Annotated in this window: 18 protein-coding genes and 1 pseudogene; 9 read left to right on the top strand and 10 right to left on the bottom strand. The window is 72.9% G+C overall.

Translation table 11 applies throughout. The features are described from left to right. Window positions 1-84: 84 nt before the first annotated feature. Window positions 85-297, bottom strand: coding sequence for an EF-hand domain-containing protein (locus AB0O00_RS07600; RefSeq protein ID WP_363649181.1), 213 nt, complete (start codon window positions 295-297; stop codon window positions 85-87). A 198-nt stretch (window positions 298-495) separates the two neighbouring features. On the opposite strand from AB0O00_RS07600, the gene AB0O00_RS07595 reads away from it, so the two are divergent. Beyond that, complete coding sequence (locus AB0O00_RS07595) at window positions 496-1,164, top strand: lysophospholipid acyltransferase family protein (protein WP_363649180.1); 669 nt, start codon at window positions 496-498, stop codon at window positions 1,162-1,164. A gap of 99 nt (window positions 1,165-1,263) precedes the next feature. Here AB0O00_RS07595 and AB0O00_RS07590 read toward each other — a convergent pair whose 3' ends face one another. Continuing rightward, complete coding sequence (locus AB0O00_RS07590) at window positions 1,264-3,102, bottom strand: ABC transporter ATP-binding protein (protein ID WP_363649179.1); 1,839 nt, start codon at window positions 3,100-3,102, stop codon at window positions 1,264-1,266. 196 nt (window positions 3,103-3,298) lie between these two features. Next, complete coding sequence (locus tag AB0O00_RS07585; RefSeq protein WP_363649178.1) at window positions 3,299-4,072, bottom strand: SDR family oxidoreductase; 774 nt, start codon at window positions 4,070-4,072, stop codon at window positions 3,299-3,301. Window positions 4,073-4,226: 154 nt separating this feature from the next. Between AB0O00_RS07585 and AB0O00_RS07580 the strand changes: the two genes are divergently transcribed. The 4 genes from AB0O00_RS07580 to AB0O00_RS07565 all read left to right on the top strand — a co-directional run bounded on the left by AB0O00_RS07580 (window position 4,227) and on the right by AB0O00_RS07565 (window position 7,427). Next, window positions 4,227-4,439 (top strand): hypothetical protein, encoded by a 213-nt coding sequence (locus tag AB0O00_RS07580; RefSeq protein ID WP_363649177.1) that lies wholly within the window; start codon window positions 4,227-4,229, stop codon window positions 4,437-4,439. Between the two features lie 81 nt (window positions 4,440-4,520). Further along, window positions 4,521-5,408, top strand: coding sequence for a hypothetical protein (locus AB0O00_RS07575; RefSeq protein WP_363649176.1), 888 nt, complete (start codon window positions 4,521-4,523; stop codon window positions 5,406-5,408). A 10-nt stretch (window positions 5,409-5,418) separates the two neighbouring features. Beyond that, window positions 5,419-6,354 (top strand): hypothetical protein, encoded by a 936-nt coding sequence (locus AB0O00_RS07570; protein WP_363649175.1) that lies wholly within the window; start codon window positions 5,419-5,421, stop codon window positions 6,352-6,354. Continuing rightward, window positions 6,351-7,427 carry a serine hydrolase domain-containing protein gene (locus tag AB0O00_RS07565; RefSeq protein ID WP_363649174.1) on the top strand — a complete coding sequence of 359 codons (1,077 nt, stop codon included), beginning with the start codon at window positions 6,351-6,353 and terminating at the stop codon, window positions 7,425-7,427. The genes AB0O00_RS07570 and AB0O00_RS07565 overlap by 4 nt, the downstream gene beginning before the upstream one ends. Window positions 7,428-7,450: 23 nt before the next feature. On the opposite strand, the gene AB0O00_RS07560 is transcribed toward AB0O00_RS07565, so the two are convergent. After that, window positions 7,451-8,113: a LysE family translocator gene (locus AB0O00_RS07560; protein ID WP_363649173.1), complete on the bottom strand. Its 663-nt coding sequence runs from the start codon at window positions 8,111-8,113 to the stop codon at window positions 7,451-7,453. Between the two features lie 103 nt (window positions 8,114-8,216). On the opposite strand from AB0O00_RS07560, the gene AB0O00_RS07555 reads away from it, so the two are divergent. Further along, window positions 8,217-9,566 (top strand): PLP-dependent aminotransferase family protein, encoded by a 1,350-nt coding sequence (locus AB0O00_RS07555; RefSeq protein ID WP_363649172.1) that lies wholly within the window; start codon window positions 8,217-8,219, stop codon window positions 9,564-9,566. A gap of 104 nt (window positions 9,567-9,670) precedes the next feature. Here the strand turns inward: AB0O00_RS07555 and AB0O00_RS07550 are convergent, their stop codons facing one another. From AB0O00_RS07550 to AB0O00_RS07540, 3 genes are all read right to left on the bottom strand, one after another. Then, the gene (locus AB0O00_RS07550; RefSeq protein ID WP_363649171.1) at window positions 9,671-10,582 is read right to left on the bottom strand and encodes an SDR family oxidoreductase; all 912 of its coding nucleotides are present in this window, start codon (window positions 10,580-10,582) and stop codon (window positions 9,671-9,673) included. Beyond that, entirely contained in the window at window positions 10,579-11,562 is a 984-nt protein-coding gene (locus tag AB0O00_RS07545) for an alpha/beta hydrolase (RefSeq protein ID WP_363649170.1), read from the bottom strand. The genes AB0O00_RS07550 and AB0O00_RS07545 overlap by 4 nt, the downstream gene beginning before the upstream one ends. A gap of 73 nt (window positions 11,563-11,635) precedes the next feature. Beyond that, complete coding sequence (locus AB0O00_RS07540) at window positions 11,636-13,321, bottom strand: NAD(P)/FAD-dependent oxidoreductase (protein ID WP_363649169.1); 1,686 nt, start codon at window positions 13,319-13,321, stop codon at window positions 11,636-11,638. A 204-nt stretch (window positions 13,322-13,525) separates the two neighbouring features. Here AB0O00_RS07540 and AB0O00_RS07535 point away from each other — a divergent pair, with 204 nt between their 5' ends. The 3 genes from AB0O00_RS07535 to AB0O00_RS07525 all read left to right on the top strand — a co-directional run bounded on the left by AB0O00_RS07535 (window position 13,526) and on the right by AB0O00_RS07525 (window position 16,886). Next, window positions 13,526-14,383, top strand: a complete 858-nt coding sequence (locus AB0O00_RS07535; RefSeq protein ID WP_363649168.1) for a MerR family transcriptional regulator — start codon at window positions 13,526-13,528, stop codon at window positions 14,381-14,383. Window positions 14,384-14,453: 70 nt separating this feature from the next. Next, on the top strand, window positions 14,454-15,416 hold the full coding sequence (locus AB0O00_RS07530; RefSeq protein WP_363649167.1) for an iron-siderophore ABC transporter substrate-binding protein: 963 nt from the start codon (window positions 14,454-14,456) through the stop codon (window positions 15,414-15,416). 216 nt (window positions 15,417-15,632) lie between these two features. Next, window positions 15,633-16,886 (top strand): MFS transporter, encoded by a 1,254-nt coding sequence (locus AB0O00_RS07525; RefSeq protein ID WP_363649166.1) that lies wholly within the window; start codon window positions 15,633-15,635, stop codon window positions 16,884-16,886. Window positions 16,887-17,061: 175 nt separating this feature from the next. On the opposite strand, the gene AB0O00_RS07520 is transcribed toward AB0O00_RS07525, so the two are convergent. The 3 genes and pseudogenes from AB0O00_RS07520 to AB0O00_RS07510 form a co-directional block, all read right to left on the bottom strand. Next, window positions 17,062-18,702, bottom strand: coding sequence for a M4 family metallopeptidase (locus AB0O00_RS07520; protein ID WP_363649165.1), 1,641 nt, complete (start codon window positions 18,700-18,702; stop codon window positions 17,062-17,064). A gap of 629 nt (window positions 18,703-19,331) precedes the next feature. Then, entirely contained in the window at window positions 19,332-19,847 is a 516-nt protein-coding gene (locus tag AB0O00_RS07515; RefSeq protein ID WP_363649164.1) for a hypothetical protein, read from the bottom strand. Continuing rightward, a pseudogene (locus AB0O00_RS07510) lies at window positions 19,840-20,990 on the bottom strand (hypothetical protein); the annotation flags it as partial. The gene AB0O00_RS07515 and the pseudogene AB0O00_RS07510, both read right to left, overlap by 8 nt.

Below are 20,990 nucleotides of genomic sequence, written 5' to 3'. Positions count from 1 at the left end.
ACAGATTTTGAAATCTGTTATCTGTCAGCGGTCAGCTGTCAGACCGGCCCCGTCGCAGCGGGCACCGGCCCCGTCGCGACGGGCTCAGCCCTGGCGGGCGGCCAGGAACTCGTCGAAGGTCAGGAAGCCCTGGTGGTGGGTGTCCATGGCGTGGATCAGCGCCTCGGCCATCGACAGCGTCACGTCGTGGTCGCCCATCTCGTTCGCGACCAGCGCGTACTCGGCCGGAGTGATCTTGCCGTCGCCGTTCTTGTCGAAACGGTCGAAGAGCGCCTTGATCTCCTCGGTGCTCTGCATGGTTGCCCTCCTGGGAACTGCGGGTTGTGCGGTGTTCGGACGGGCGTACCCTACCCGGCCCCGGCGGACGGCCCGTGGCGCGGGCCACGCGCTCGGGAAGCCTCCGGGAGTGGACGGGCGGCGGGGCCGGTGGCGTAGTCTGCGGAACCGATACCGGCCCGGGCTCCTCCCGGGCGCTCGTTCGTCCAGGGAGGGACCATGCTCGATCTCGTCACCAGGCTGGTGCTGAAACCCGTCTCGCGCGGCATCTGGCGGCCGGTCATCGAGGGTGTCGGGAACGTGCCGCGCAAGGGCGGGGTCATCCTCGCCAGCAACCACCTGTCGTTCATCGACAGCGTGGTGATCCCGCTGACCGCCCCGCGCCGGGTCCACTTCCTCGCCAAGGCCGAGTACTTCACCGCCCCGGGCCTCAAGGGCAGGCTCTCCAAGGGCTTCTTCGAGGCGATCGGCGCCGTGCCGGTCGAGCGCGGGACCTACCGCTCCGCCCAGGCCTCCCTGGAGTCGGCGCTGGAGATCCTGGAGGACGGCAAGGCCTTCGGCATCTACCCCGAGGGCACCCGCTCGCTCGACGGCCGCCTCTACCGCGGCAAGACGGGCGTCGCGTGGCTCGCGCTGACCGCGGGCGTACCGGTCGTGCCGGTGGCGCTGGAGGGGCCCGAGCAGATCCTGCCGGTGGGCAAGCGGGTGCCGCGCCTGAAGAAGGTCACCGTCCGGTTCGGCGAGCCGCTGCACTTCGACGAGCTGCACGGGCAGGCCCGCTCGGCCAAGGCCCGCCGCCAGGTGACCGACGAGGTCATGGCGGCGATCCAGCGGCTCTCCGGCCAGGAGGTCGCGGAGGGCTACAACGAGGTGCCGAAGGCGGCGTAGCCGCGGCCCCGGGTCGCGAAGGCCCCCGGAACGGCCGGTCAAAACGGCCGGCCAAACGGCCGGCCAAACGGTCAGCCGAACCGCCGGTCGAACGGCCGGTCAGACGTGCCCCAGCACCGCCGGCTCCGGGGCGTCGGGCGCCTGCGGTGCTTCGCGGCGCAGCAGGGCCGCGTACCGGCCGTCCAGTTCCATCAGCTCGTCGTGGGTGCCGAGTTCGACGACCGTGCCGCGGTCGAGGACGGCGATCTGGTCGGCGCCGCGCACGGTGGACAGCCGGTGGGCGATGGTGATCGTGGTGCGGCCCGCGGCCAGGGTGTCGACGGCCTCCTGGACGGCGCGCTCGGTGCGGTTGTCGAGCGCGCTGGTGGCCTCGTCGAGGATCAGGACGGGCGGGTTGCGCAGGATCGTGCGGGCGAGCGCGAGGCGCTGCTTCTCGCCGCCGGAGAAGCGGTAGCCACGTTCGCCGACGAGGGTGTCGTAGCCCTCGGGCAGGCCGGCGATCGTGTCGTGGATCTGGGCGGCGCGGGCGGCCTCGACGAGTTCGGCGTCGGTGGCCTCGGGCTTGGCGAAGCGCAGGTTCTCGGCGACGGAGGCGTGGAAGAGGTACGTCTCCTGGGAGACGACGCCGACGGCGCGGGCGAGGGTGTCGAAGGAGAGGTCGCGCACGTCCTCGCCGTCGATGGTGACCCGCCCGCCGGTCACGTCGTAGAGCCGGGGGACGAGGTAGCTGAGGGTGGTCTTGCCCGAGCCGGTCTCGCCGACCACGGCGAGTGAGCTCCCGGCCGGGACGGTGAGTTCGATGCCGGCGAGGGTCGGGCGTTCCTGCTCGCCGTCGTAGCGGAAGTCGACGCCCTCGAAGCGGACTTCGCCGCGGATCCCGTCCAGGGTGACCGGCCGCGGGCGCTCGGCGATCTCGACCGGGAGGTCGAGGTACTCGAAGATGCGCTGGAACAGCGCGAGCGAGGTCTGGACGTCCACGCCGGTGGAGAGCAGGCCGACGGTCGGGCGGAAGAGGCCCTGCTGGAGCGTGGTGAAGGCGACCAGGGTGCCGACCGAGACGATCGGCGCGCCGCCGGCCGCGGTCAGTCCGGCCGCCCAGTAGATGACGGCGGGCATCGCGGCCATCACGATCTGGATGGTGTTCATCCGCCAGCGCCCGGCCATGCTGGCCCGCACCTCCAGGTCGGCGAGGCGGTCGGACTGCTCGGTGAACTCCCGGGCGAGGGAGCCGGAGCGGCCCATCGTGCGCCCGAGCAGGATGCCGCTCACCGACAGCGACTCCTGGACGGCCGAGCTCATCGCGGCGAGCTGCTTCTGCCGCTCGGTGGTGATCTTCTTGCGCTCGTTGCCGACGCGGCGGCTGATCCAGACGAACAGCGGGAGCAGCACCACCGACACGACGGTCAGCCGCCAGTCGAGCGCGACCATCGCGGCGACGGAGGCGACGACGGCGGTGAAGTTGGAGACGAGGCTGGTGGCGGTGGACGTCACCGTGGACTGCATGCCGCCGATGTCGTTCGCTATCCGGGACTGCACCTCGCCGGTGCGGGTGCGGGTGAAGAAGGCGAGGGACTGGCGCTGGAGGTGGCCGTAGACGGCGGTGCGCAGGTCGTGCATGACGCGCTGGCCGACGGTGGTGGAGATCAGCGTCTGGAGGACGTTGAACACGCTGTTCACGACGGCGGCGGCGATCATGCCGAGCACGAGCAGGCTCAGCAGGCCGGTGCGGCCGTGCGGGATCGCGGTGTCGAGGACGGCGCGCAGCAGGAACGGCGAGACGACCGAGACGACGGCCGAGGCGCCGACCAGCAGTCCGACGGTGGCGAGGCGGCCCGTGTAGGGGCGGAAGAGGGCGAGGATGCGCCGCCACTGCGCGGGCGGGCGGGGTTCGCCCTCGTCGCGCGGGGACGGGGTCCAGTCGATGGTGTCGGGCCTCAAGGGCGGTCCTCCGGGGGTTGGGCGGTCGGGCAGCCGACAGCATAGCGAGAATGGCTCATAGTTAGGCAAGCTAATAGTGAGGGTTGCTCTATTCCCGCGGTGTGCGTGCCTGCATAGGTGCCAGCGTGCCTGCATGCCTCCGCCCGCTGGCGTGCTGCGGCCGACCGACCGCCCGTCCGTCTCCCGTCGTCCGGCCTCAGTTCGTCCGGTAGGTCCGCGCCGCCTTGTTGGAGAGCCCGCCCAGCTTCCCGGACGGCAGCACCCGGGCGAGCGCCACCGCGAGCTTGTACCGCTTGCCCGGCACCGACACCGACCGGCCGCGCCCGAGGTCCTGCAGCGCCTCCTCCACGACCCGCTCGGCCGACAGCCAGGACCAGGACGGGATGTTGCCGGTGCCCATGCCGGCGCGTTCGTGGAACTCGGTCCGCGTGAAGCCGGGGCACAGCGCCATCATCCGCACGCCGCTGCCGCCGAGGTCGCGCAGCACCCCCTGGGTGAAGCTCACCACCCACGCCTTGCTCGCGCCGTACGTCCCGCGCGGCAGGAAGGCGGCCACCGAGGCGACGTTGATGATCGCGCCCCGGCCGCGGTCGCGCATCCCGGGCAGCGCGGCCGTCGTCAGCCGCAGGATCGCCTCGACGTGCACCTTCAGCATGTCCAGCTCGTCCTGGAGCGGGACGGTGAGGAAGGCGCCGCGGTTGCCGAAGCCCGCGTTGTTGACGAGCAGGTCCACCGGGCGGGCGGCGTCGGCCAGGCGCGCCTCGACGGCGCCGATGCCCTCGTCGGTCGCGAGGTCGGCGGTCAGCACCTCCGTCTCGACGCCGTACTTCACCTGCAGGTCGGCGGCGGTGCGCTCCAGGCGCTCGGTGTCGCGGGCCACCAGGACGAGCCGGTAGCCGCCGCGGGCGAGCCGGCGCGCGAACGCGGCTCCGATGCCGGCGGTCGCGCCGGTGATCAAGGCTGTGGTCATGCCCCGACCGTACCGACTCGCCGCAACCGGGCCCACACCCAGGGCAACGTCCCTGCTCAGCGGGCTGCGGATGCAGGGCCCCGGCCCGGCTCGTAAGGTCGGACAGGGGCATCGCCCAACCGGGTGATGACATCCGCGTGAGGAGGCATGCCTGATGCTTACTCAGTTCCGGACCGAAACGGCCGCCCCGGTGTCACCCAGTGCGACGCCGGCCGAGGCCGTCACACTCGCGAGCCTGATGGTGGAGGACGAGGCCGTCGTGACCGACGCGCCCACGTACCGCCCCGAGGCCCTGGGCGCGGTGCTGCTCCTGCTGTCGCCCAAGGAGCCGAGCCCCAAGCGGCCCGAGGAGCGGCCGAGCCGGTAGGTCCGCCGGCCCCTGCGGCCCGCCGCGTTCGTGAATTCCCCTGTGAGTCCTCCCGGGCTCCGGAAGGAGGACCAGCGCACCATGCCATTCGCCGAGACACCACTGCGCGACGAGTACGCCGCGGCCGTCGAGCGGATGGCCCGCCGGACCCTCGACGCCCTCCGGGACGCCGGGGGTGCGGCTTCGGGGGCGGGCGCGTACCCGGAACCGGACGGGCTGCTGGCCTCCTTGCTCACCGACCCCGACGGCACCGTCCCGACAGCCGTCCTCGCTGCGGCGCGCGTGCTCGGGGTGGATCTGTTCGCTCCTCGGCTGTTACGCCCCGACTTCTCTCCCCGCCCGGGTTTTCCCTCGGATCGGCTGGACGAACCGACGGCCCGACTGCTGGCCGAGGCTCGACGGGTCTTCCCGCCGCCGGCCGCCGCCGACGTCAACTCGACTGACTCGTTGGATAGTTCACCCCAATCCCCCTCCGCCGATGCTTGCCTCGTCATCGCCTGGCAGGACTGGGCGGTGTCGGCGCTGCTGGTGCGCACAGCGGATGGCGTGCGGGCGTACGGCGGTGACGCCGTTCAACTCCCCGCCGCCGTACCGCATCCGAGCCCGCGCCCAGGCCAGGGGCCGAACGGCTGGCAGACGTGGTCCGTCCGCATGGCGCAGCTGTCCTCGCTCGCCCTGCCCGGCCTCGACGGCCCCGTGCACGACCTCGCCCGCGCCCACACCCTCGACCTCGCGCGCGGCGCCACCCGCTCGATGCTGCGCCGGGACCTGCGCACCGCCACCCGGCTCGCCCGCTGGCTCGCGTGGGCCCGGGCCGACGGCCGCCCGCTGCGGCTGGAAGTCGAGCCCGTGCTGGAACGGATCCGTCTGACCGGCGACGGAAGTGCCCGCACGCTGCTCGAACTCGCCATCGCCGAGCGCCTGTTGGCTGGTCCGACAGCATTGACGAGCGCGAGGCCCGCGCCATGACGGCCGCGCCATGACAGCCGACACACGCGTGCTCGCCACCGCGCAACGCATCGGATCGCGCGCGCTGGACTGGCTGGACGCCGGGCGCCGGAACGGGTTCGGCCGGCTTCCCGACAGCACCGTCGTCGACCTCGCCGACCCCAACGACGCCTACAAGCCGCTCGGCGAACTCGCCCTCGCCGCCTCCCTCGTCCTGCGCGACGGCGTCACCGGTCCCGGCGACACGCGCACCGCGCGCGGCCTCCTCGACTTCGCCTGGGAGCAGGTGCGCGATGGCGACCTCCTGTACGAACGGCAGCTGCGCCACCTCACGATGACCGACCCGCTGGAGATGTACGCCCACTTCGCCCGGGCCGGTCACCGGCACGCCGCGATGGAGGAACTGCTCGGCTCGCTCGGCCGGCTGCGGGCGGTCCACGCCGTCGAGACCGAACCCAACCGACGGCTCGCCGTCGCCAACGCCCGCCGGATCGTCGGGCTCGCCGACCGGCCGGACTGGGCGGCACTCGCCGCCGGCACCTGGCTCGGCGCCACGCCGGAACCGTGGGCCGTCGACTGGATGACCGCCTACCGGATCACCCACACCGTCTTCCACCTCACCGACTGGGGCGCCCGGCCGGACGGCCTGCCGGAACCGGTGCACGCCTACGTCCGCGACTGGCTGCCGGTCTGGCTCGACGTCTGGCTGGAGATCGGGCAGTGGGACCTCGCCGCCGAACTGCTCGCCGTCGACGCGTGCATCGGCGAACCGGCCACCGGACGGCAGGGCTGGGACGCCCTGGCCACCGCGCAGCTCGCTGACGGGCTGCTGCCGCGCGACTCCGAACCGGTCGACGAGGACCCCGAACGGGCCTTTCGGGACCACCAACACACCGCCGTGGTGGGGGTGGTGGCCGCCACCGTCACCCTGTCGCGGGCGCTCGGCGGCACGCCGGTGGCGGCGTGAACCGGGTGGACGCGATGGACTGCGTGGACTGGGTGGACTGGGTGGACGGACAGCTTCGCGCCCTGGTCGAGGCGGCCGGTGCGTCGGCGACGGCCGTCACGCTGGCGGTGGCGAAAGGGAGTTGGGAGTCGGTGCGGTGCCACGGGCGGCTTGGGATTGCCCCGACCGCTCCCGACTGCACGCCCGACACCGTCTTCGAACTCGGCTCCGTCACCAAGACGTTCACCGCACTGCTGCTGGCGACGATGGCCGCACGCGGTGAACTCTCGCTGGACGACCCGGTCGAGGCCCATCTCCCGCGCTCCTGGCGACCGTTGGCCGTCCGATCGGGCGGCCCGATCCGCCTCCTCCACCTGGCCACGCACACGTCGGGCCTCCACCGCCTTCCGCCCGGCCTGCTCGCAGGCGCCGTTCCGGCCTGGTACAGCAACCCGTACGCGGCGTTCGGCGAGCAGCAGTTGAGGAAGGCGGTAGCCCGAACCAGCCTCCGCACCAGGCCCGGAAGCCGGTACGGGTACTCCAACTACGGCGTCGCACTGCTCGGCCGCCTCCTCGCCGAAACGGGCGGCGCGCCGTACGCCGAACTCCTCGTCGAACGAATCGGCCGGCCCCTGGGGTTGCCGACGGTGACCTGCGCGCCGGACTCTCCGGACCGCGCCATCGGGCACCGGCACGGCCGGGCGCTACCGCCCTGGAATATGCCCGGCCTGCCGGGCGCGGGCGCGCTCCGGGCCAGCGGCGCGGACGTGTTGCGCTTCCTGCGGGCGCATGTCGGCACATCGGACGGCGAGCTGGACGGAGAGTCGGGCGCGGCGCTGCGGGAGGTGCAGCTGCCACGGCTGCGGCTGCCGGTGTCCGGCGACGAGGTGTGCCTGGTCTGGAAGCACCGGCGGGCGGGCAGCCGGGATCTGTTCTTCCATTCCGGCGCCACCCGCGGGTTCACCGCATTCGCCGGCTTCTCGCCCCAGACGGAGACGGCCGTCGCCGCGCTCGCCAATACCGGACCGACGATGGACGGGCGGTTCGTGCAGGCGGGGTACGGCGTGCTGACGGAGGTGGCAGGCAGGCGGTGAGCGGGTGCCCGCGGCGGGCCCCCTCAGACCGCGACCGCCTTCGCCCGGTCCGCTGCGATGTGCAGCGCGAGCCCGCCGAGAACCGTGCCCATCGCGTAGCGCTGGATCCGGAGCCAGGCCGGGCGGCGGTTGAGGAAGGACGCGATGCTGCCCGCGCTCGCGGCTATCAGCCCGTTGACGGTGACCGCCACGACGATCTGGGTGAGGCCGAGCACCAGGCTCTGGGCGGCGACGTGCCCGCGCTCCGGCTCCACGAACTGGGGCAGCAGGGACAGGTACATGATGGCGATCTTGGGGTTGAGCAAACAGGTCAGGAAGCCCATCCCGAAGAGCTTGCGCGGCGAGTCGTGCGGCAACTGCTGCGGCGCGAAGACGGGCGCGCCACCCGGCTTGACGGCCTTCCAGGCGAGCCACAGCAGGTACCCGGCCCCGGCGAGCTTGATCGCCGTGTACAGCGCCGGCACCACCGTGAACACCGCCGCGACCCCCACCGTCACCGCCCCGAGGTAGACCAGGAAGCCCGCCGCGACCCCGGTCAGCGACACCAGGCCGGCCCGCCGCCCCTGGGCGATCGAGCGTGAGACCAGGTAGATCATGTTGGGCCCGGGGGAGAGGACCATGCCCAGCGCCACGGCGGCGATTCCGAGCAGGGCGTGCGGGGCGACGACAGGGATGAACAGATCCATGCGAGGAGGCTAGGCCGCGCCCCGGACTCAATGCAATGATGACTTTGCACTCGGTGCAATCCGCACAATACCGCCGACCCCGGCCAACCGGAAGGGCACGCCGATGGACGACTACCGGCTCATCGCCGACGAGATCTCCACCGCGATCACCGACGGACGGCTGCGGCCCGGCGAACAGCTCCCCACCCAGCGTGCCTTCGCGCGCAGCCGCGGCATCGCCGCCTCGACGGCCGGACGCGTCTACCGTGAACTGGCCCGACGCGGGCTCACCACCGGCGAAGTCGGCCGCGGCACCTTCGTACGGGCCGATCAGCGGGCGCCCGGCCCGTACGTCCCGTTGGCCGAACCAGCCGGAGCACCCGTCGACCTGGAGCTCAACTACCCGGCCGTTCCCGAGCAGTCGCTACTCGGCACCGCGCTCGCGCCGATGCTGCGGGCGGACGCCCTCGACGCCGCGCTGCGCCCGGTGGGAGCCGCCGGGACGGCCGCGGCCCGCCACGCGTTCGCCCGGCTGGCCTCCGGGTCCGGCAACCCGCCTTCGTGGCAGGCGTCTCCCGAGGACGTGCTCTTCGCGGGCAGCGGGCGGCAGGCGGTCGCCGGAGCACTCTCCGCGCTCGTACCGCCCGGCGGGCGGCTCGGCGTCGAAGCGCTCACGTATCCCGTGGTCAAGGCCGTCGCCCAGCGGTTGGGCATCACGCTGGTGCCGATGGCCGTCGACGAACACGGCATCCTCCCCGGCGCCGCCACCACCGCCCACCGCGGCGCGCCACTGAGCGCCGTCTACCTCCAGCCCCGCTTGCAGAACCCTCTCGGCGGCAGCCTCCCTCCGGAGCGCCGGGCAGCCCTCGCGGACGAGGTGCGCCGGCTCGACCTGCCCGTCGTCGAGGACGCGATCTGGTCCTTCCTGCGACCCGACCTCACGCCCCTCGCCGCCCTGCTGCCGGAGCGCACGATCCTGGTGGACAGCGTTTCCAAGCGCCTGGCCCCGGGCCTGACCACCGGGTTCGCCATTGTGCCGAGCGCGTTCCGCGACCGGATGGCCGCCGCGCTGCGCTCCGGTGGCTGGACACCGAGCGGGTTCGCGCTGGAGGCGGTCGTGCGATGGGTCGGGGATGGAGCCGTCGCGGCGGTCGAGGCGGCGAAGCGCGCGGACGCGACGGCGCGCCAGTTGCTCGCACGGGAGGCACTGGCGGGGCAGCAACTGCGCTCGGACCCGTGCTCGTACTACCTGTGGTGGGAGCTGCCGCCGGCCTGGCGGGCTGAGACCTTCGTGGCGGCCGCGGCACGCGAGAGCATCGCGATCACACCGGCCGCCGCCTTCGCCGTCGACCCGCGGGTCACCCCGTCCGCCGTCCGGGTCGGCCTCGCGTCACCACCGGTCCCGGTCCTGGCCCACGCTCTCGGAACGCTCGCCCGGATCGCCCGCGGCACGCCGGAGGAGATGCTGGAGTGACGGCGGACGGACAACGGACGGGCGACGGCGAACAGCTGACAGATAACAGATTTCGAAATCTGTTATCTGTCAGCTGTTATCTGTCAGCCGTCAGCTGTCGGCTGTTACCCGTCCGCCCGCGCACCGCTGTCGCTGCTGCGCGCCACCGTGTCGGCCGCTCCACCGGCGCCGACCGCGCGCAGGCGGGAGGCGGCGGTCGCGGCGAGCTGAGGGGCGAGCTTGGCCACGTCCCGGGAGCCCACGACTGCGATGAGGCTCGGCAGCAACCAGCGGACCGGCTGCATGCCCCGCAGCCAGGCCTGGGCGTAGACGTGCGCGGAGCGACGGGCGATGCCGGCCACGATCCGCTCCACCGCCGGCTCCAGCGGGTAGGTCTTGTTGGCCGGCCACGGCAGCCGGCCGCGCATCTGCTTGAGGACGGGGTCCTCGTCGGCGCCGCGCACCATGTCGGTGTCGGTCCAACTCAGGTATCCCACCCCCACCTTGACCCCCTGGTAGGCGACCTCGCCGCGGAGCGAGTGGGCGAACGCCTCCACCCCCGACTTGCTCGCGCAGTACGCGCTCATCAGCGGCGACGGGGTCAGTGCGGCGAGCGAGGCGATCTGGAGCAGGTAGCCGCGGCTCTCGACGAGGGCGGGGAGGAACGCCCGCGCGGTGGCCACACTGCCCAGCAGGTTGACCTCGATCACCCGCGTGAACGCCTGGTGGTCGCTGTCCGCCAGCGGCCCGCCGATGGCTATCCCGGCGTTGGCGACGACGGTGTCGATCCGGCCGTAGTGCTCCTTGATCCGCCGGGCGGCGTCGGTGAGCGCGTCGAGGTCGGTGACGTCGACCTCCCACGTGGTCGCGGACGGGCCGCACTGGGCGGCGACATCCTTGAGTTCGGCCGGTTCCAGTCCGAGCAGCGCGACCTTCGCGCCGCGCCGCGCGAGCTTGCGCGCGAGGGACGCGCCGACCCCACGGGCGGCCCCCGTGACGACGACGACCTGGGCGGACAGCGACGGGATGGCGTTCATGCGACGACGCTCCTCTCGGACTCGGGCTCAGCGGCAGGACCAGGTACGGAACCGGCAGCGCGGCGGCTCTCCGCCGTCAGGTGGGCCGCGGCCATCCGGTGGATCTCGGCCGCGACCTCGACAGGCCGCTCCAGCGGCGACATGTGGCCGACTCCCGGCAGCAGCAACAGCCCCTGCGGGTCGCCGAGTTCGGCGACCATGCGGTGGGCGTGGACCGGCGGCGTCAGGCGGTCCGCGGTGCCGGCGATGACCGACGTCGGCGCGGCGATGCGGCCGAGCCCGGCGAAGACGTCCAGCCGTCCGAGGACACCCGCCCAGCGCGCGCGGACGGTGGTCGGGCAGGCGTGCACGATCCGGGCCGTCGCCTCGACCCGGCCGGCGGCCGAATCCGGCCCCATCGTCGCGTACTTGAGCGCGGCGCGGCTGACCGCCGAGACCGGTCCGAGCGGCATGCGGGAGTAGAGCAGCCGGCGGTGGAGGAAGCGGCGCAGCCCGGCCGGGCGGAACGACTCGGGCACGACGGCGAGTTCGTCGAGGAGCCGTCCGGGTCCGGTGGAGACGAGGACGGCGGCGGCGGTCCGTTCGGCGACCTCGGGACGCCCGCCGGCGGCCATGATGGTCATCCCGCCCATGCTGTGGCCCGCGAGGACGGCCCGCTCCCCCGCCGGGACGGTCCGGGCGAGCACGGCGGTCAGGTCGTCGGCGAGCGCCCGGGTCGAGTAGCGGGCCGCGCTCGGCGGGATCTCGCTGTGTCCGTGGCCGCGCTGGTCGTAGGCCACCACCCGGTAGCGGTCGGAGAGTTGGCGGATCACCGGTGCCCAGAAGGCGGTCGAGCAGGTCCAGCCGTGGGCGAGCACGATGGTCGGCGCTCCGGGCTGGCCGTGGACCTCGACGTGCAGGCGCAGCCCGTCGGCGGAACGGACGGCCAACTCCTCGACGGGCGTGGGCGGAACGCAGTCGGGGGAAAGCTGGGGACTCATGCACCCACCTCGCTTCGCTCGGCAGGGGCATTCGCCCATGCGCACCTTCTGATGATTCGCTCACTTCGTTCGCTCATGCGCCCACCCCCTGGACGGCCGGGGTCTGCACCGAGGCGGACGCGGTGGCCGGCGTCGTGCGCATGATGAGCTCGTACTCGCCGAGGTCGACCTTGCGGGTGGCGCGGCGGAACGCGGTGGTGGAACCGGGCCACAGCACGGTGTTCTTGCCGCTCTCGTCCTGGTACCAGCTGCGGCAGCCACCGGTGGACCACACGGTGCGGTCCATCCGGTGCTGGAGTTCGAGGTTCCACTGGCGCTGGGCGCGGATGGTCGGCTGCATGGCGGCGGCGCCGATCGAGTCGAGGGTGGTGAGCGCGTCGACGACGTAGTTCAGCTGGGACTCGATCATGAGGATCATCGAGCTGTTGCCGAGGCCGGTGTTGGGGCCGATCACGAAGAACAGGTTCGGGAAGCCGTGCACGGTCGAGCCGCGCAGCGCCTCCATGCCCTCCTTCCACTCCTCGGCGAGGCTGGTGCCGTTCGCGCCGAACACCCGTGCGCCGATGGGCATGTCGGTGACGTGGAAGCCGGTGCCGAAGACGATGGCGTCCACCTCGTGCTCGCTGCCGTCGGCCGCGACCAGCGTGGAGCCGCGCACTTCGCGCAGGCCGGAGGCGACGACCTCGGTGTTGGCGGCGGCGAGCGCCGGGTAGTACGTGTTGCTGAGCAGGATGCGCTTGCAGCCGATCCGGTAGTCCGGCGTGAGTTTGGCGCGCAGCGCGGGGTCGGCGACGCCTTGGGCGATGTGGTGTTCGGCGAGCCGCTGGACGGCGCGCAGCAGCCCGGGCCGGCGGACGAAGGCGTCGACCTGGAGCTCGCGGAGCGCGAAGAGCGTGCCGCGGCGGAGCTTGCCCGTCACCGGGAAGCGGCCGTGGAGCCACTTCTCCAGCTGGGTGATCTCGCGGTCGCGGCGCGGCAGGACCCAGGCGGGCGTGCGCTGAAAGACCGTCAGTTTGCCGACCCGCGGCTGGATCGACGGGATGATCTGGGCGGCGGAGGCGCCGGTGCCGACCATGGCGACGCGCTTGCCGGTCAGGTCGTAGTCGTGGTCCCAGCGGGAGGAGTGGAACACCTTGCCGGTGAAGCCGCTCAGGCCCGGCAGGTCGGGGATCTGCGGGTCGGCGAGCGGGCCGGACGCGGAGACGATGGCGTCGGCGGTCCACTGGCCCGCCGTGGTGGTGATCCGCCAGCGCGTGTGCTCGCTCTCCCAACGCGCTTCCAGCACCTCGGCATTGAAGCGCAGGTGGGGGCGGAGGCGGAAGACGGTGGCGACCTTCTCCAGGTAAGCGCGGATGTCGGGCTGGCCGGAGAAGCTGCGCGGCCACTCGGGGTTGGGCGCGAAGGAGAAGGAGTAGAGGTGCGAGGGAACGTCGCAGGCGCACCCGGGGTAGCTGTTGTCGCGCCACGTGCCGCCGACCGAGTCGGCGCGCTCCAGGACGACGAAGTCCGTGATCCCGGCCCGGCGCAGCCGGACGGCGGTACCCAGGCCGCCGAAGCCGGCGCCGACGACCGCGACCCGGACGTGCGGGACGGGCACGCCGACCTCCTCGGCTGCTTCCGGCTCGGCCGCTTCCGGCTCGGCGACCTCGGACGCGTCGGACGCGCCGGACGCGTCAGCCCCGTCTACGGCGCCGGGAGCCTCGGACGCCTCCGGGGTGGCGGACGCGCCGGGTCGGGGGCGCTTGGTGCTGGATGCCATGCGGCGTCCTCCTGAGGGTGGGGGGGCGGTCGCGTGCTCTCCGCCAAGAGGAACTCTCCCGGACGTTCTGCCCGGAATCCCTGCCAACCATGCCAGCAATCACTGGCACGATTGGCAGGGTAGCCCCTGCCGACGGCGGTGGGAAGAAGGGCGACCGCCCCGGTTCCGGCGGCATCCCCGGCGGACGGTCCTATGCTGATCGCCGTGGACAAGGCCAGAGCTGCTGCGGACGACAGAAAACGCGAGTACCGGGTGGAGGAACTGGCCGAAGCGGCCGGCATCACCACCCGCACACTGCGCTTCTACCGCGAGCGCAAGCTGCTCCAGCCGCCGCGCAAGGAGGGCCGGATCGCCTGGTACGGCGAGGAGCACCTCGCGCGCCTGCGCATGATCGGCGAACTGCTCGAACGCGGGCACACCCTCGGCGGCATCACCGAACTCATCGGCGCCGGCGAGAGCGGGCGGGACGTCGCCGGGCTGATCGGCCTGGAGGCGGCCATCATCGCGCCCTGGTCGGACGAGACCCCGGTGCGCCTGACCTGGGACGAGCTCAAGGACACCTTCGGCGACCAGCTCACCGACGAGAACACCGCCGAATCCCTCGCCCAGGGCTACATCACCGTCACCGACGACGGCATCACCCACATCAGCCGCCGCCTGATGGACGCCACGACCGCGCTGGTCGCGGAGGGCGTGCCGCTGTCGGCCGTCCTGGACGCCAGCCGGCGCACCCAGGCGCACGTCGACGCCGTCGCCGAGATCTTCATCGACGTCGTCACCGATCACATCCTCGGCGCGCTGTCCGCCGACTCCCCGCTGCCGCCCGGCGAGGCCGCCCGGCTCACCGAACGCATCCTGCGGGTCCGGCCACTGGCCCGGACGGTCGTGGACGCCCAGTTCGCGATCGCGATGGACCGCCGCGTGAACGCCGAGTACGACGAACTGCTGCGCCACCGGCGGGAGAACGGCGGCGAGGACGAGAGCGAGGACAAGGGCGAGGACGAGGACGGAAGCCCGGCCGGCACCGAAGGCGACAGCACAGGCGGCGACTCCGAGGCGTAGCGCGTATGCGGGAGGGGCAGGAATTCCCGCGCCCTGTCCGCCCGTTGGCCCGCCGCCGGAGGAACCGCCCATGCCCGGACACCCGACCCGCCGTGCCGCCCTCGGTCTCGCCGCCGGACTCGCCCCGGGCCTCGCCCTCGCCGCCTGCGGGTCCAACGCTCCCTCACCGTCGCCGAGTTCGGCCGGTACTCGGACGGTTCGGCACGCGCGCGGCGAGAGCACCGTGCCGGCCAGGGCATCCCGCGTGGTCGTGCTGGACACGGACGCACTCGACTCGGCCGTCACCCTCGGGATCGCCCCGGTCGGCGCGACCACCGTCACCGAGGGCGCGGGCTTCCCCGCCTACCTCCCCGCCGACCGGCTCGCGGGGACGAAGGCCGTCGGCGCCATCGGCCAGCCCAACCTCGAGGCGATCGCCGCACTGCGGCCGGACCTCATCCTGAGCAACCAGGTGCGCGACGACAAGCGGTACGAGCAGCTGTCCAAGATCGCGCCGACGGTGCTGTCCAAGACCACCGGGCCGGCCTGGAAGGAGAACGTCCGGCTGCACGCCGAGGCGCTGGGACGGCAGTCGGAGGCGGCAGCGGCCGAGGCGGCGTACCTGGCGAAGGTGCGGGAGCTCGTCACCGCGCTCGGCGGACCCGCCAAGGCCGCTTCCACCAGGGTCGAGATGGCGCGCTTCCTCGCCGGCGCGCCGACCAGGCTCTACCTGAACGACACGTTCGTCGGCTCGCTGTTCAAGGACCTAGGGGTCGGCCGGCCCGCCAACCAGGACAAGCCCGGGTTCTCGCTGGAGATCAGCCCCGAGCAGGTGGACCAGGCCGCGGCCGACGTCATCTTCTACTCGGTGTACGGGGACGCGGCGAAGTCCGATCAGCCGAATATCCTCGGCGGCGCACTGTGGAAGGACCTCGACGCGGTACGCAACGGCCGGGTGTTCCAGGTGGACGACGGGCTGTGGATGCTCGGCATCGGGTACACGGGGGCCGGGCTGGTCCTCGACCAGATCCGGAAGGACCTCGCGGGCAGTTGACGGGCGGTCGGGTTCGCCGTCCGCCGTCCCCCCACCGCCTTGGTCACTCCTCCAAGCGCCCTCCCCCCGCCCCTCGACTCCGCCGGGTGATCGGACGATTACCGGCAGGCCGCCGCCACCTCTACGGTCTAGGCTCACCCGCGGGTCGCTGTCACCTGGTCGGGCCGGAGGCGGGAGGCGGGCGCCCGGACCGGCTCCACTGAGGAGGCCTGCTCCGTGTCCGTGGCCGTGAACTTCCGCATGGCGACGCAGCTGACCGGGGGCCGGGTGCTGCTGTGGTCCCTGCTCGGCCGGCTGCCGAACGCGATGAGCCCGATCGGCACCCTGCTGCTGGTCAGCCGGAACACCGGCAGCGTGTGGTCCGGTTCGCTGGTGGCCGGGGCCCTGGCGGGCGGTCAGGCGATCGGCGGTCCGATCGTCGGACGGCTCGCGGACCGGCGCGGGCAGCGCACCGTCGGGCTGGCCGCCGCCCTGGTCAACGCCGCGGCCCTGGTCGCCCTGGTCGCCGCCTCCGAGCGCGGGCTCGCGCTCGGCTGGCAGATCGCGCCCGCCGCGCTGACCGGCCTGTCGGTCCCACTGGTCGGCCCGCTGTCGCGCAGCCGCTGGGTGCGACTGTCCGCCGGCCGGCCGGAGTTGACCTCGGCCATGCTGTCGCTGGACGGGATCGTCGACGAGGTGAGCTTCACCGCCGGCCCCGCCCTCGTCGGTGTGCTCGCCACCGCCGTCTCCCCGTCCGCCGGAATGCTCACCGCGGCCGTCCTGTCCGGCGTCTGCGCCACCCTGTTCGCCCTGCACCCGACCGCCGCGCCCGGCATACCGGCCCCGGTCCACCCCCAATCCCGTTCCGCCGAGCGCCTGTTCACCACGCCCTACGTCCTCCTCATGGCCGGGATGGCCCTGCTGGGCGCGTGCTTCGGCTCGGTCCAGGTCGGCATCACCGCCACCACCGAGGCCCTGGGCCGCCCGGGCGCCGCCGGGCTGCTGTACGGCTTCCTGGGCTGCACGAGTGCGTTCGCCGGCATCGCCACCGCCTCACTGCCCGCCCACTGGGGCCTGCCGCCGCGCCTGCGGGCGGGCACGGCCCTGCTGTTCACCTCCTCGTGCGTCCTGCTGTTCGCGGACGGGAGCCTGACGGCCCTCACCGCGGCCGTCGGGTTCCTCGGGGTCGCCGTCGCGCCGCAGATGATCACGATGTTCGGCCTGGTCGAGCGCACGGTGCCGGCCGCCCGTCTCGGCGAGGCGATGGCGGCACTGGTCAGCGCGCTCATCCTGGCCCAGTCGGCGGGCACCTTCCTCAGCGGCTGGGCGGCCGACCACTTCACCCCGGGCGCGCCATTCGCCGTCACGGCGACGGCAGCGGCGACCGCACTCGTCCTCACCGCCTGCACCGCGACCGAGCACCGCTTCCGCCGCCGGCACTCGACGCCGCCGGCGCCCGCTCCCGCGAAGGCCGCGTCACCCACCGCGTGAACGAGCAGCGGGGGCGCCGGTGGTCATCCCACCGCCGCCCCCGCCGGGAACACCGCGTCCCCTCCTGCGCCACTGCCTTGACGCCAGTGCCTTTGCGCCACTGCGCCTGTTTCGCTACGCCTGCGTCACCGCACTACTGTCACCGCACCGCGGCCGCAGTCGATCTGACGTGACATCAGTTGACGTTCACTGCGGTCCACGCCGCCGCGACCGCGTTGTACTCGGCGCTGCCCGCGCCGTACAGGTCGGTCGCCGCGCTGAGGGTGCCCGCACGGGCGCCCGCGTAGTCGGTGGTGGAGGTGAAGTAGGTGGTCAGCGCGCGGTACCAGATCTGGGCCGCCTTGTCGCGCCCGATGCCCGAGAGCGTCGAGCCGTCGTACGTCGGGCTGTTGTAGCTGAACCCGTTGATCGTCTTCGCGCCGCTGCCCTCGGACAGCAGGTAGAAGAAGTGGTTCGCCACACCCGACGAGAAGTGCACGTCGAGGTTGCCGACGTCGGCGGACCAGTAGTCGGCCGAGCGGCCGTCCTTGCTCGGCTGGTCCATGTAGCGCAGCGGGCTGCCGTCCCCGCGCAGGTTGATGAGCTCGCCGATCCAGTAGTTCGGCGGGTTCGAGGGCAGGTTGGCGTAGAACTCGACCATCGTGCCCATGATGTCGGAGGTGGCCTCGTTGAGGCCGCCGGACTCACCGGAGTAGTTGAGCGCGGCGGTCGCGGCGGTGACGCCGTGCGTCATCTCGTGGCCGGCCACGTCGATCTCGGTGAGCGGGTGGGTGTCGCCCTGGCCGTCGCCGTACGTCATGCAGAAGCAGTCGTCGCTCCAGAACGCGTTGACGTAGTTCGAGCCGTAGTGGACGCGGCTCGCGGCGCCGACACCGTCGTTGCGGATGCCGTTGCGGTTGAAGGTGGACTTGTAGAAGTCCCACGTGGTCGCGGCGCCGAACTGGGCGTCCACGGCGGCGGATTCGCGGTTGCCCACGGTGCCGTCGCCGAAGTTGTTGCTGGTGTTGGCGAACAGCGAGCCGTTGCCGGCGGTGCCGTTGTTCATGTCGCTGGTGGACTGGCCGCCGCGCGAGGCGTCCTTGAGCGAGTACGAGGACCCGCTCTGGGTGGTGTTGAGCTGGACGTTGCCGACGAAGACGCCGTTGCCGGTGCCGGCCGCGGTCTCGATCTTCTCGTGGGTCGACAGCACCGCGCCGGTGGCCGCGTCGGTGACGAGGACCTGGCGGCTCGGGGTGCCGTCGGCGCGGGTGCCCTCGACCTGGACCCGGTAGGCCAGGCGCGGGTTGCCGTCGGTCGCCCAGACGACCAGTTCGGCGGCACCGGCCTGGTGCACGTCGGCCATCGGGGACTCGTCCTCGTCCAGCGTGACGCCCACGGTCGCGCGCACCGCGCCGGCCGCGTTGTCGGCGGCCTTGTCGGCCGGGATCCGCGGAGTGAGGCTCGGCAGGCTCACCTGCGCCGCGACCGCCTTGTTCACGGACTTGACCGCGCCGTCCTTGGCCTGGTGGACCACCAGGTCGCCGCCGATGACGGGCAGGCCGGCGTAGGTCCGCTCGAAGCGGAGGTGGCGGGTGCCGTCGGCGTCGATCACCGCGTCCTTGGCGACCAGCTTCTCCTGGTCGCCGAGGGCGAGCTGCTTGGCCAGCGGCTCGGCCTCGCCGTTCGCCACCGCGAGCACGGCGGCGTGCTGGTGGGCGGCCTGCGCCTGCAGCGCGGGGGCCTGGACGGCCTGCGCGGCCGTGGTGCTCACCTGGATCACGCCGGTCAGCAGGGCCGTGGCCGAGAGCACGGCGACGGCTGCGAGCTTTCGCTTCACGTACGAGTCCTTCCGGGAAACCGCGTCGTTGCGCGGTCGCACCGCGTCCCGGGGGCCGGGGTCGGCACCTGTGGGGCGGGACGGGCACTGACGTACTGGGCCCCGTTGCGAATCGAGCGGCAGACCACCGAGGGGTGGGGGTGGGGGCTACCGGTGGGGGCTGGCGAAAAGCATGACAACCCGACAAGCTTTTTGACAGGTCTGCCTCACCAAGTGGCCAGGTCCCGCCAGCCCGATGAACGCTCGACGACGCGGGCAAAGCCGCTCATTTCGCCCACCCTTGCAGTGAGTTGCCACCCGAACGATGCCCACCGGCCTGCACCGATGCCGCACCGACCCCCCTGCGGCCCGGACATGACGGGCCGCCGGGCGAGTTTTACATGTCTGTAAAACTTCCGATACGGAACCTTGACATCCGCTTGGCGAGGTCCCGCCACCGGCCGCGCTTGTTCGCGGTCGAGGCGTCTGCTAGCGGCCGGGACCTGCGTGTTCGCCCGACTCCGGTGCGCAGTCGCGGAGTTGGGGATCAGCGGGGATTTCGTCCGCTGGTCCGCACCAATGAGCCCGCCGAGGTGCCCGGAGGTTCCACTGCCCGGGCGGGTGTAGCGGCGCGGGCCACGCCCGTCCGGTCATTCGGTCGGCTCGGTTGACTCGGTTGATCCGGTTGGTTCGGTCGGTCCGGTCGGTCCGGTTGATTCGGTCGGCGGGAGCGCGAACAGATCGCGGCCCTGGCCGAGTTGGAAGAGCATGATGTCCTGCAAGGGCTCCGGGTCGTCGAGGACGATCTGCTGGAGTTCGCCCGCTGGGGAGAGGCCGTCGGGGCGGTCGAGGACGCGCAGGCCGGGGAACGGCCCGCACGCGCTTGCACCGGCGTCCCGCAGGCCGGGCGCGAGAACGCCGTCGCGCTCCAGCAGGACGGCGGCCGCGTCCACCACGTCCCGGACGTCACGGTGGGCGTCCTCCTCGCTCGTGCCCGGGTACACCTCTCGGAACGCGGCCCGGGCCGCGGCCAGGAAGCGCTCCGGGTCGACGACCACGACGTCCCTGCGCGTTCGCACACTGATCGTCATTCCGCCGACGGGCAGCGGCAGTTCGTCTTCGCTGCAGCCGTCCCGCTGCTCCCCGGCCCCGGCGACGTCAGCCACTCGTGAGCCGCCACTGCTGCGCCGCGAGGCCGTCGGTGCAGTTCGTCATGGTGACGGGGCTGCCCGACCCGTTGGCGGTCAGGCACCGCGCGCCGCCGTTCTCCGCGAGCGTGTACGTACCCGCGGCGCCCGCCGACCGGACGACCCACGCGGTCAGAGGGCTCCATCCGGGGTTCAGCCCGACGGTGGCGGTCGTGTTCGGGCCCATTCCGTCCATGTTCTGGACGAGCACCGGGCCACCCTTGTTGCAGGCGTTGTAGGTGGTGTAGTTGCCCGCGCCGAGCGTGCCGATCCAGCCGTACTGCGAAGCACCGCCCAGGACCGCCAGGTTGCCGGCCGACAGGTTGTCGTTCTGCAGCCCGAGCGGGAGGCCGTACTGCACGTTGACGATGTTCACCCAGTCGGCGCCGCCGCACCCGGCCGGCCTGGACTGCGTCGGCGTCGAGGCCGAACCGCCGCCCGAGGGCGAACCGCCACCGGACGGAGAGCCGCCACCCGCCGCCGCGCCGCCCACCGCGCCACCGGGCTGGGGCTGCGAATTACCGTTGTTGGCGGGCTGGTTGCCCGTACCGCCGGCTCCGCCACCACCGGCGCCCCCACCACCGGACGGGTTCGACTGCCCGCCGGACGCACCACCGGCCGCGGCGCCACCACCCGCCGCGCCACCGCCGACCGCGCCACCGGCACCCCTGCCGCCGCCCGACGCCGCGCCGTTGCCGCCCGCGGCGCCACCGGCTCCGTTTCCGCCCGCACCGGCGCCGCCGGCGCCGTTCGCCGGGGCGGGGGGCTGCGGCTGATTGCCTTGGTTCGGCGGCTGGTTGGGACCTGCCGTGGCACCCTGGGTGTCGGTCGGGGACGGGGTCGCGGCGGCCGTCGTGGCCGGCGCGGACGACGGCACCGAGGTGTCCGCGCCCGACGTGCCGGTCACGCCCGGCGTCACCGGGGCCGTCGTGACGACCGGCTGGCCACCGGGCGGCGTGTGGGCGTCGGCGCTGCCGGGGCCGCGGTCGATGAGCAGGACGGTCGCCGTGCCCATCGAGATGATGACCGGGACGATGACGGGCACCAGCAGCGCGCGCCGCGAACGTCGCCGCCCCGGCTCGGTGGCCTGCTGCGGGCCCAGCTTCGCGACCTCGTTCGGCC

The organism is Kitasatospora sp. NPDC093558, assembly GCF_040683475.1.
In the GTDB taxonomy this organism is placed as follows: domain Bacteria; phylum Actinomycetota; class Actinomycetes; order Streptomycetales; family Streptomycetaceae; genus Kitasatospora.
The sequence above is the reverse complement of the archived record's forward strand: the minus strand, read 5'-3'. Positions and strand labels throughout refer to the sequence as shown.